The 12,913-nt window shown below is 35.1% G+C and carries 7 protein-coding genes and 2 other annotated features; all 7 genes read left to right on the forward strand.

Going from position 1 to position 12,913, the window contains the following annotated elements; translation table 11 throughout:
- Positions 1-3: 3 nt before the first annotated feature.
- On the forward strand, positions 4-387 hold the full coding sequence (locus MHH42_RS10985) for a thiol-disulfide oxidoreductase DCC family protein (RefSeq protein ID WP_000634894.1): 384 nt from the start codon (positions 4-6) through the stop codon (positions 385-387).
- A gap of 82 nt (positions 388-469) precedes the next feature.
- Complete coding sequence (locus tag MHH42_RS10990) at positions 470-904, forward strand: BrxA/BrxB family bacilliredoxin (protein ID WP_000063703.1); 435 nt, start codon at positions 470-472, stop codon at positions 902-904.
- 49 nt (positions 905-953) lie between these two features.
- Entirely contained in the window at positions 954-1,730 is a 777-nt protein-coding gene (locus MHH42_RS10995) for a class I SAM-dependent methyltransferase (RefSeq protein WP_070173140.1), read from the forward strand.
- A gap of 40 nt (positions 1,731-1,770) precedes the next feature.
- Positions 1,771-1,985, forward strand: a binding site (T-box leader).
- A gap of 45 nt (positions 1,986-2,030) precedes the next feature.
- Positions 2,031-3,719, forward strand: a complete 1,689-nt coding sequence (gene argS, locus MHH42_RS11000; RefSeq protein WP_016108300.1) for an arginine--tRNA ligase — start codon at positions 2,031-2,033, stop codon at positions 3,717-3,719.
- 144 nt (positions 3,720-3,863) lie between these two features.
- A complete protein-coding gene (locus tag MHH42_RS11005; RefSeq protein WP_340893381.1) occupies positions 3,864-4,766 on the forward strand; it encodes a class I SAM-dependent methyltransferase in 903 nt (300 codons plus the stop codon).
- Positions 4,767-5,145: 379 nt separating this feature from the next.
- The gene (locus MHH42_RS11010; RefSeq protein WP_340893382.1) at positions 5,146-9,348 is read left to right on the forward strand and encodes a tetratricopeptide repeat protein; all 4,203 of its coding nucleotides are present in this window, start codon (positions 5,146-5,148) and stop codon (positions 9,346-9,348) included.
- A gap of 105 nt (positions 9,349-9,453) precedes the next feature.
- Positions 9,454-9,693: a binding site (T-box leader), on the forward strand.
- 54 nt (positions 9,694-9,747) lie between these two features.
- Positions 9,748-12,849, forward strand: coding sequence for an isoleucine--tRNA ligase (gene ileS, locus MHH42_RS11015; RefSeq protein ID WP_340893383.1), 3,102 nt, complete (start codon positions 9,748-9,750; stop codon positions 12,847-12,849).
- Positions 12,850-12,913 lie beyond the last annotated feature (64 nt).

The following is a 12,913-nucleotide window of genomic DNA, read 5'->3' on the forward strand; positions in this document are numbered from 1 at the left end:
TATATGATTGTTTTCTATGATAGTTGGTGTCCGATGTGTACAGCAGTGGCAGAGCGTACGAAGAAATTAGATAAAAAGGGTAAAATGACATTTGTTTCATTTCGAGATGATGATGTAGTTAAGAAGTATGATCTTTCTCAAGAACTACAAAGTAAGATGGAACAAAGGATGTATATTTTTAAAAATAATAAATGGTATGACGGAATTCACAGCATAAACGTATTAGCGAAGGCTGTTCCATCTTATTGGTTTGCAGTGCCTTTTATAAAATTATCTATCGTACTTGGATTTGGAAGCAAAGTATACGATTATATCGCTAACAATAGAAAACTTGTCCCAGTTGGACATTGCCGCGGTGGGGTTTGTGAAATCCCTTCAAAAAAATGAAAACGTCACTATCTTTCTTTTGCACCTATTAATAGAGCGTGATATGATGAATTTGGAATGAAAGTTGAAGGAGAGATACAAGATGTCAAATGCTTATGAAGAATACATGCGTCAAATGGTAATTCCAATGCGCCAAGAATTAGTGCGTTCTGGATTTGAAGAGTTAACTACAGAAGAAGCTGTTACAGAATTTATGGAGAATGCATCAGGTACAACATTAGTAGTTGTAAACTCAGTTTGTGGATGTGCAGCTGGTTTAGCGCGTCCATCAGCAGGTCAAGCAGTTGTTCGTGCTGAAAAACAACCTGATCATCTTGTAACTGTATTTGCAGGTCAAGATAAAGATGCTACTGCAAAAATGCGTGAATACTTCGGAGAAATCCCTCCATCTTCACCATCTATGGCATTATTAAAAGGAAAAGAAGTTGTTCACTTCATTCACCGTCATGAAATTGAAGGTGCAACAATGGACGAAATTATTACGAACTTAGAACAAGCTTTCGAAAAGAATTGCTAAAGAAGGGGGAGAGTAAATCTCCCTCTTTTCTTTATATAGAGGTGAAATAATGATAGTAACAACAGCAGGACGAACAAATAAAGAAATGACATCTTATGCAAAAAAAGTAGCGACAGAATTAAATAGTTCTTTCGTTATACGTAATGATATACCTGTGCACAAACTGCATGAGAAATATGAACAAGATGTGCTTGTTGTAGGGAAGAACCGATTAGCTATTTACCCTGAAGGTACGGAAGAGTCGTTTTTCTTTCATCCAAACTCAGCAATGTTTCGTGTGAAAAGGTTAATGCGCGGAGAACACGATCCGTTTGTACAAGCTGCCCAATTAGAGAGAGGGATGACAGTGCTAGATTGTACGCTCGGCATGGCATCAGATAGTATTGTAGCTAGCTATATTGTTGGTGAAAGTGGAAAGGTAACAGGACTTGAAGGTAACGAATATATGGCTTACATAATGGAAAAAGGTTTGCAAACATGGTCTTCATCAGTTGCTGAAATCGATAAGGCAATGCAAAGAATCCATGTAAAGCAAACAGAGCATTTCGCTTTTTTAACGCAATGTGAGGATAATAGTTATGACATTGTTTACCTTGATCCGATGTTTGAAGAAACTGTCATAGAATCAGATGGAATTAAAGGATTAAAACACTTCGCTTTGTATCATGATATTACTGATGAAACAATTGCGGAAGCGAAGCGTGTGGCGAGAAAGCGTATTGTTCTGAAAGACCATTTCCGTAGTACTAGATTTGAAAAACACAATTTTCACGTATACAAAAGAAAAAGTGCAAAGTTTCATTTTGGCGTAATTGACCCTTGCTAATTGTTTGAAAAGATGTATAATAAGCAATAATTAATTAAATATACTGTCTGTGATGAAGAGAGTAGTCTTTTTCAGAAGGAAAGCGAGCTAGGGATGGTGTGAGCCTAGTGCAGAAGAAAAAGATGAAGCGCACTTCGGAGACGCTTCTTGAACGAATAGTAGAGTAAGCCGAGGTCCCCTGTCCTCGTTATAAACGGGAAAGTGGTTCGTAATGAACAACAAGGGTGGTACCACGGGTTAAAACTCGTCTCTTATATAGAGACGAGTTTTTTGTGTTTAAAAAAATAAGGAGGTTGTAGTATGGAATATAAAACACAGTTTGCGAAAAGTTTATCAAATATTTTTGTAAATGAATTAACGCAAAATCAAATTTTAGATTTAATCGAAACACCGAAACAAGATGAATTCGGAGATGCAGCGTTCCCATGTTTTTCACTAGCGAAGCAATATAAAAAATCACCAGCTATTATCGCAAAGGAAATTGCGGAGAAAGTAAATGATCCGTTCTTTACGAGAGTAGAGGCTGTTGGTCCTTATGTAAATGTATTTTTCAATCGTGAAACTGTAAGTGATGCTGTATTAAAAACGATTTTAGCTAAGAAAGAAGAATACGGTCAAAATTACTTTGGATGTGAAAAAACAGTAGTTATTGATTACTCATCTCCAAATATTGCAAAACCTTTTTCGATGGGGCATTTACGTTCTACAATGATTGGAAATTCACTGAAACATATCGCTGAAAAATGTGGCTATAAAGTTGTAGGAATTAATTATATTGGGGATTGGGGAACACAGTTTGGAAAGTTAATTACTGCTTATAAAAAATGGGGAAATGAAGCAGTAGTTAAAGAGGATCCAATCCGTGAATTATTTAAGTTATACGTTCAATTCCATGAAGAGGTAAAAGACGACGAAGAACTAGAAGAAGAAGGGCGTGCTTGGTTTAAGAAATTAGAAGAAGGTGATGAAGAAGCTGTTGAGCTTTGGAATTGGTTCCGTCACGAATCCTTAAAAGAATTTTCTCGAATTTATGAACTTCTCGGTGTAGAATTTACTAATTTTCAAGGAGAAGCTTTTTATAATAACTTAATGGAAGATTTCATTGGGATTTTAGAGGAGCATGAGTTGCTTGAAGAGTCAGAAGGCGCATTAGTCGTTAATTTAGAAGAAGAGGGAATGCCGCCTTGCTTAATTAGAAAATCAGATGGTGCGACTATTTACGCAACACGTGACTTAACGGCAGCGTTATATCGTCAAAACACTTATGCATTTGATAAAGCCCTATATGTAGTTGGCCTGGAACAAAGTTTACACTTCAATCAATTTTTCACTGTATTAAAAAAGCTTGGCTACAATTGGGTTGACGGCATGGAACATGTACCGTTTGGGTTCATTTTAAAAGACGGTAAGAAAATGTCGACACGTAAAGGAAGAGTTATTTTACTTGAAGAAGTACTTGAGGAAGCAATAGACCTTGCAAAACAAAATATTGAAGAGAAAAACCCAAACTTAAAACAGAAAGAAGAAGTAGCAAAGCAAGTCGGTGTAGGAGCAGTCATCTTCCACGATTTGAAAAATGAGCGTATGCATAATATCGAATTCTCATTAGAAAATATGCTGAAATTCGAAGGAGAAACAGGACCATATGTACAGTACACACATGCGCGTGCTTGCTCTATTTTAAGAAAAGAAAGTGTAGAATTTGAAACGTGTACGTTTGCATTAAAAGATGATCATAGCTGGAGCGTCGTAAAATTACTGAATAAGTTCCGACAAGTAATTGAAGCAGCCTTCAACAAAAATGAGCCATCAATCATTTCGAAATACGTATTAGATGTAGCACAATCGTTCAATAAATATTATGGAAATGTGCGTATATTGGAAGAGAGTAAAGAGAAAGACAGCAGACTGGCATTAGTTTATGCTGTGACGGTTGTATTAAAAGAGGGATTACGTTTGCTTGGGGTGGAGGCACCTGAGGAGATGTAACATAAAAAGGTGTACGTATCATAGTAGATATGTATACCTTTTTTATATTTATAGGAAAGGTATAAGCAAAAGTTTCATTTTTTTAAAACTAAACTTAACTTTTCTTTAAAGTATAGGAATGTCTTTATTAAATGGAGAATTGTAATGTTATATAAGGAGGCGTTAGGTTTGGAAACATACGACTGGAACAGTAAACTAACATATTTAAAAAATACAAGAGATTTATATTACAACGACGATTATGTAAGTTTTTTAGTAAATTCAGTTTGGAAGATTAATAAGCCCGTACATATCATTGATTTCGGTTGTGGATATGGTTATTTAGGCTTAGTATTAATGCCGTTACTTCCAGAAGGTTCAAAGTATACAGGCATTGATAGTGGAGAAACATTACTTGCTGAAGCGAGAGAGTTGTTTCATCTACTTCCATATGAATCAGAATTTATTGAGGGGGATGCTACAGAAATTGAATTGAACGATAAATACGATATAGCAATCTGTCATGCTTTCCTATTACATATGAATACTCCAAAAATGATGTTAGAAAAAATGATACATGCAATTAAAAAAGGTGGTAAAATAATCTGTTTTGAACCACATTGGATTTCAAATATGTCTTCATATGTCTTAGATGGAGAGAATCAATCGGAAATTATTAAACTAGGTGCTTTGCAGAAGTTATTTGAAAAAGACGCGCAGAGAAACGGTAAAGATGGAAATATTGGCATGAAAATACCGATGTATTTAAGTAAATTAGGTGTGAAAAATATTGAGTGTAGAGTGAGCGATAAAGTGAACTTTTTAGACTCTAGTATGCATCACAATGATAAACACAGTTTGTATCATTCATTAAGAGAAGAGGGGATTGCGGACAACCCGGGTGATAAACAGCAATTTATAGAACGTTTAATGATAAGAGGATTAACATATGATGAAGCATTAGCTCAATATGAAGCAGAACTACGATTTTTTAAAGCGCTCCATATACATTCATCTTTAGTATATGCTCCGAATATGAAAATTACATTTGGTGACATAGAATGTTAAAAGGTAGCGATTTATTGAGGATTGACATTTTTTATCGATAAGTCGATATTCACCGTATAATCGCTGATATATTTTAAGAATCGGTCGATATATTTTGAAAATCACCGATAAAACGAAAGAAGCGCTGATATATTTGAATTATCGCCGATATAATTTCATGTACTGATTTTGGCCTTGAAAAGATAAGATCCTCAATTCACGTTATTCCATATAATTAAACAAAATACGAAGAAAAACAATCATTTTTACTATATTTTGTTATAAATTCGAATAATATTAAATAATACTATCCATTATAGGAGATTTTAGTTGAATACCTACAATATGATGTGTAAAATCTAAGCAAGTAGCAGTTTAAATAAATATTCGAGGTGAATGCATGCTAGATTTTAAGCAGTTAGAAGCTTGTTTGAAAGACAAGAGATTTGTAGATGGATTACAGGAAATAAATAATGAAATTTCATATATAAAAGAAACGAATACTTTATCCTATGTGAAGACTTGGCTTGCTAATATTCCTTCACATAAGGAGTTTGATATATTAATTCTCCTTACTGATGAAGGGCTTATGCACCAATACAGTTCATTCCTCATTCGCTACGCTTATAAAAAATTCCCAAATATGAGAACGCTCTCTTTATATTGTGATGAGTTAATTGATGAGCGAAAAATCCTTGAAGCAGAACAGTTGTTAAAAGACTCTTTAGAAGAGGCAGATAAAGAAGAAATAGATGACGATTTTTTAGCGAAAACATATTTTACTTTAGTACGATGTTTATTAGAAATGAAACGAAATGAAGAAGCGCTCATTTATATGCAAAAAGCAGAGGAGTACAGTACACGTGCGGTCTTTGATAAATGGGGCTACGTCTATATGCATACAGGTGAATGGGAGAAAGCAGAAGAACAATTTTTAGCTGGAAAGCAGCATAAAGATTGTGAAGAACTATCTACCTACTTATTATCACAGTTATATGCGAATAAAGGGGAACAAAAACATGCATTACAGTTAATTGATGATGCGATTGTAAAGTTTCCACAAGTACCATATTTTCATTTTGAAAAGGTAAAGTATTTATTAGATTTAGCGAAATATGAAGAGATGTTAGAGGTAATAGATAATATTAATAGTACGCTTCCTTATCATGCTTATGAAACTTACTTTGTACATTTACGTGCAGAAGCGTTGTACAAAATGAATAAACTTGTAGATTTACAACAGTTATTAAAAGAAGAAAAAAGTTTAAAAGGCTCTTTATATCATAATTTAGAAAAAAATCCAGATGGAAAAAAGGTTCACCTGCCGATAGTTCCAATTGTACAAAAGGATAATTATTGTGTTCCGACAAGTTTAGAAATGATGTTGCAGCTATGGGGAGAAAAACGTACACAAGATGAAATAGCAGAGTTTATTTTTGATATGACAGGCTCAAAGTTTTCCGATACGGTCTCTTATATTGAAGAGTTAGGCTATGAATATCGTTATTTTAAAGGGAATGAGGAAATTTATAAGATATTACTCGACCGAAAGATCCCCGTTTTATTAAGTATAGACATCGAACATGCTTCACATGTGCAAGTGCTATCAGGATATGATGATACGTTACAAGCTTTTTATGTTCAAGATCCAAACTTTATAGAACCAGTTCTTGTGGAATATAGTAAATTGCAAGAGAAATATCGTTATACAGGTTGTTTGGCGATCACGTTTGTTCCGAAAGAAAAGAAGGAAAAACTAGCATTTTTAAGTGAAGAAGAGAATCATTATTTTAAATCCATTTTCTCTCTTACAGATCATTTAGATGAACAAGATAAAGAGGGAATTAATAACTTAGTACAATTTTTAAAAGAGACGAGTGATAATCCGAATACGTGGTTATATACGATGAAACATTTAGATGTTGAAGTAGATAAAGAATTTATTTTATATTGTATAGAAAAGTTAATGGAAAAGTTTCCGAACTCGGATTTTGTTAAATTGCATGGTGCACAGTGCTTTATTCGTCTTCAAGAAATGGAGAAAGCTGAGCAAATGCTGGCAAGTGTTGAGAAGAAAAATAATCGTGCTTTATATCATTTGATAAATGGAAGATATGCATTTGAACAGGAAAGTTATATAGAAGCGATTACAAGTTTTCGTTCCTCATTACAATTGGACGCAGATCAGCCGATCGCCTGGAGTTTCCTTGCGTTATCTTATATGTATATCGATCAATCTGAAAATGCGTTGCAGTTTTCTCAAGTAGCTGTAGAACGTAGTCCAGAAAGGTTCACTTTAACGAATCACGGTTTAATATTAATAGATTTAGAAAGATATGAAGAAGCATATGAAATCTTTAATAATTTGTTAAGAGAATATAAAAATGAGGCGCATGTATGGTATGAACGAGCGAGATGTGCGCATCAATTAGGGAAATTACATTTAGCGATAAAAGGACTTAAAGTGGCGATTCAGTTAGATAGTAATGCGCCTTACATTTATACGAAACTTTCAGAGATCTATGAATCTGATTTGAAGGATGAGAAAAGCACAAAAGAAATTTTATTAAAAGGTATTGAGAATTGTGATGATAAGGCGTCTCTATATGTAAGATTAGGTGATTATCATTTTCAAAATGATAGTCTGGAAGAAGCAGAAACATTATATAAGCGTGCTTTAGAAGAAGATAATGAAGATGTTTATTCTCATTTCGGACTTACGCAAGTTTATATGGCAAAAGAGCGATATGATGAAGCGAAAGAATATATTCTTGGTCTCGAAACACAAATTGAAAAGAGCCAAGATTTCCTTATGAATGCAGGAATGGTTTTATGGGATGCAGAGGTTGAACTTGGTGGAAATGAAGATGGGTTTAAAGTAGCATTGTCTAAGTTAGAGAGTGGTATAAAGCAGAGTGAATATAATGTAGCAAGTGCGTTAGATGAATATGTGAATCGAATTAAAGGAACTGTATTTGTACAACGAGGTATAGCATTCTTAAGAACGTTACAAAAAGAAAGAAATGAAGTAAGTGAATACAGTTGTTATGCAGGTATTTTACATGAATCTATTGGACAGTATGGCCAAGCGATGAAAAGATATAATAAAGCAATAGAACAAAAGAAAACGGCATTGCCATATTACCGAATTGGTGAAACACTTATGGCATTAGGACAATTGACAGAAGCAAAACAAGCGTATGAAACATGTTTAGAGCTTGATGAAAACTTTTTAGGTGTACATTTACAACTAGCAGAAATATACGAAAAAGAAGAAGACCGTTTCAAAGAACAAATTCATATGGTTCATGCGATGAAAGAAGAGCCTTTGTATATAAATATGGAATATTTGGCACAGCTTTCAGTAGAAATAAATCTTCAAGAAGAGTTGCTAAAGGAATTAGAACATCTAGCAGGCGAAGTACCCGAAATATGGCGCTTAGATGCGATTGCGTATGTGTATGGAGCGATGGATGAAATAGATAAAGAACAAGCACAGATTGAAGAAGCGCTACAATTAGATAGTGAGCATGCAGAAGTTCTATATCATTATGCAAAAGTATTAGTGAAAAAAAGAGATGCAAAAGCGATTGAAGTTGCAATGAAAGTAATACAAAAAGATGTAAATAATGAACGTATATTTGATGTTTATGTAAAAGCGGTAGAACAACATAAGAAATTGTCTAACATCCGGGATTTTCTTCATACATTAAAAGTGAAAAAAGCAGAAAGAAGTACAGCATTCATGTGTGCAGCAGCTGCGGTTACGGAAAGATGGATTGAACGTCAACAAAATGAACAACCGAAAAAATCTATATTTACGAGAGCTTTTTATCGTATGAAAAACCGGGCAAAAGAAATTTCAATGGTTACAACAATTATTGAGTTATATGAAATCTCATTAAAGTTAAATCCAAAAAATAGTATGGCAGCACAACGATTTGGATTATTTTACGAAAATGTATCGATGAATAAAGAAGCGATAGATGTTCTGCAAACATCGTTAGAAAATAAATGGGATTATGAGGTAGCGAAGCAACTTGTAAATCTTTTCATTGAGTGTGAGGACGAAGATTTGTTACAAGATGCTGTAGAGTTAATGAAGCAATTAGTTCGAGAGCTACCGGATGATTATGATACGCTTCTTATACAAGCGCAAGTATTCTTGAAAGTTGGGGAAGAAGGAAAAGCAGAAAAAATATGCTTACAATTAACGGAGAAAACACCGTTTGTAAGTAGAGGATTCCTTGCTTTAGGAGAAATATACCAAAGTCAAGAGAGATATGAAGAGGCAATTCAGTTATTAGAAGATGCTTCTATACATCATCCAAATGATACGGCAATTCTTCTCTCATTAGCATCTTCATATCATAGTGCCGGCCAAACGATAAAGGCAGAAAAAATAACAAGTGAAGTAGTAACAATGGATACGAGTGATCTGTTAGCAAGATATGATCATGCTTGTTATTTAGCGTTATTAAATAGAAATGCAGAGGCGAAAGAAGAGCTTGAACATGTACTTCGTGAGGATGAATCTGGATTTTTTGCTGAACTTATCGAAGAAGATGAAGATCTAGCAAGACTGAGAGAGTTTGAAAAGTAATTGTATATGTATATAAGTAGTGAAAAAAGGATATAAATAAAAATATATTTTGAATTAGTTGACAATTTATTGTTAAATGGCATAAAATAGCTTTTAACAAAGTATACAAATCTGAAGACGAGAAAGAGTAAAATAATGAACTGTTCCCCAGAGAGCCGGTAAAGTGCTGAAAGCCGGTGTTCAGACGTTATTTGAAAATCATCTCCGAGGAGCCGAGGCTGAAAGTAAGTAGGCCCGGACGGATGTCTACCGTTACAAAGAACGCGTATGTTAGTACGTTGCTAAGCGCTATTAGTGAAAAGCTAATAGAATTAGGGTGGTAACGCGGGTAAACCCGTCCCTACTTCATAGGGGCGGGTTTTTTGTGTGCTTTTAAAACATTCAAAGGAGTGATTGTAGATGAAGAAAGTAGATGTAAAAGAGTCAGCTGTAGGGAGAGAAACACGTATTCGTAAGCAGTGGAACGAACAGAGCATTTTTGAACAATCAATTCAGAATCGAGAAGGCGCGCAATCGTTTGTGTTTTATGAAGGACCACCAACGGCGAACGGTTTACCACACGTCGGCCATGCACTTGGTCGAGCAATTAAAGATGTAGTAGCAAGATATAAAACGATGGCCGGTTTTAAAGTAGTAAGAAAAGCAGGATGGGATACACACGGTTTACCTGTAGAATTAGGTGTTGAGAAGCAACTTGGTATTTCTGGTAAACATGAAATCGAAGAGTACGGAATTGAGCCATTTATTAAGAAGTGTAAAGAGAGTGTATTCACATATGAAAAGCAGTGGCGTGAGTTCACTGAAAGTATCGGTTATTGGGTAGATATGGATGATCCATACGTTACTTTAGAAAATCCATATATCGAAAGTGTATGGCATATTTTAGGGACGATTCATGAAAAAGGCTTGTTATATAAAGGGCATAGAGTTTCACCGTACTGCCCAAGCTGTCAAACCTCTCTCAGTTCACATGAAGTTGCACAAGGGTATAAAACAGTAAAAGATTTAAGTGCAACAGTTAAGTTTAAAGTGGAAAATAGTGAAAATGAGTATTTCTTAGGTTGGACGACAACACCATGGACACTTCCAGCAAATGTTGCACTTGCTGTACATTCAAATATGGAATACGTTAAAGCGAAACAAGAAGGTCATGTATACATTGTTGCGAAAGAACGTGTACAAGAAGTATTAAAAGAAAACTATGAAGTATTATCTGTTCATAAAGGTGAAGAATTAGTAAATACATTTTACACAGCACCATTTCCAATGAAAGAAGTGACAAATGGTTACCGTGTTATTGCAGCGGATTTTGTAACGGCAGATAGTGGTACTGGACTCGTTCATATTGCTCCAGCATATGGGGAAGATGATTATAGAGTTGTTCAAAGTGAAGGATTGTCGTTCCTACATGTTGTAGATGGAAAAGGTGAGTATACAGATGCAGTACCATTTTTGAAAGGTAAATTTGTAAAAGATTGTGACGTTGATATCGTTCGTTATTTGGCGAAGGAAGGTTTGCTATATCATAAAGAAAAATATGAACATAGTTATCCGCATTGCTGGCGTTGTGATTCACCACTTCTTTATTATGCAGGAGAAAGTTGGTTAATCCGAACAACTGCAATTAAAGATACATTTTTAAAAAATAATGATTCTGTTACTTGGTATCCGGATCATATGAAACATGGACGTTTTGGTAAGTTTTTAGAAAATATGGTTGACTGGAATATTAGCCGAAATAGATATTGGGGAACACCATTAAACGTATGGGAATGCGAAAGTTGCGATCATCAGTTCGCACCGAAAAGCATTGCTGAATTAAGAAAGCATAGTAAGAAAGAAACACCTGAAGATTTAGAATTGCATAAGCCGTATGTAGATGAAGTGCAAGTCTGCTGCGGGAAATGCGGAGGCACAATGAATCGCACACCAGAAGTAATCGATGTTTGGTTTGATAGTGGTTCTATGCCATTTGCACAATATCATTACCCATTTGAAAATAAAGATTTATTTGAAGAGCAGTTTCCAGCGGATGTTATTGCAGAAGGAATTGATCAAACACGCGGCTGGTTTTATAGTTTATTAGCAGTATCAGCACTATATACAGGCAAAGTGCCGTATAAACGAGTGTTATCACTAGGGCATGTTTTAGATGAAGAAGGACAAAAAATGTCTAAAAGTAAAGGCAATGCACTAGATCCAGTTGATTTAGTAGAGAAGTTTGGTGCAGATGCGCTAAGATGGGCTTTACTCGTTGATAGTGCCCCGTGGAATGCGAAGCGTTTTTCTGAAAGAACAGTACTGGAAGCGAAATCTAAATTTGTAGATACATTAGTCAATGTGTATAGCTTCTACGTTTTATATGCAAATTTAGATGAGTATAATCCGAAAGAAACGTATGACGTAAAGCTTACGAAATTAGACGAATGGGTATTATCAAGATTGCATAGTACAACGAAAAAAGTGAGAACAGCACTTGATGAGTATCAATTTACGAATGCAGCTCGTGAAATTGCAGCACTTGTAGATGAAGTGAGTAACTGGTATGTAAGACGCTCACGTAATCGTTTCTGGGAATCTGGTATGAACGCTGAAAAAGCATCTGCCTATGAGACACTTCATGAAGTGCTTGTAACAATTAGTAAATTAATTGCACCATTTACACCGTTTGTCGCGGAAGACATTCATCTGAATTTAGAAGGAAGTAGCGTTCATTTAGCGGATTATCCAGTTGTAAATGAATCACTACTTCAGCCGAAATTAGAAGCGGAAATGGATGCTGTTTTACAAGTTGTCGAACTTGGAAGAAGTAACCGTAATCAGCATTCTTTAAAAGTAAAACAGCCGTTAGCTGAGCTTGTATTACTTGAGCATAAAGAGAATGATATCGATTGGGAATCTTATCGCGATATTGTAATGGATGAGCTAAATGTGAAAGCATTCCATGTTGAACTGGATGAAACGAAGTATACATCATATCAATTGAAGCTCAATTTTAAAACAGCAGGGCCGAAGTTCGGTAAAAATGTGAATGCAGTAAACGGCTGGTTAAAACAATTATCACAAGAAGAAGTACAAAAATTTGTATCAACAGAAAGAGCAGTTTACGAAGCAACATCAGGAGAAGAAGTGGTTGTAACCGCTGAAGATGTGTTAGTTGAGAAAGTTGCAAAATCAGGATTCTCTAATACGACTAACGGACAATATACGGTTATGTTAGATACGAATGTAACGGAAGAATTGTTACAAGAAGGAGTAGCTCGTGAATTCATTCGTGCGGTTCAAGAATATCGTAAGCAGTTGAATTTACCAGTTAACTTACGAGTTGATGTGATTCTTGATGCAGAGGAAGAACTACAGCAAACGTTAATGAATCATAAACATCTAGTGGAAGAAAACTTACTCGTCAAGCAATTTACATTTGGCCACTTAACGAATGAAGACGACGAGCTTTCTTTAGGGGAGACAAAACTCCGAATTAAGTTAAGCGAGGCTAATTAATGAAAAAAGGAAGTTGGAATCATTCCAACTTCCTTTTTTGTATGAAGGGAGATTAACCGGATGA

This window comes from Bacillus sp. FSL L8-0099, assembly GCF_038006385.1.
Taxonomy (GTDB): domain Bacteria; phylum Bacillota; class Bacilli; order Bacillales; family Bacillaceae_G; genus Bacillus_A; species Bacillus_A toyonensis.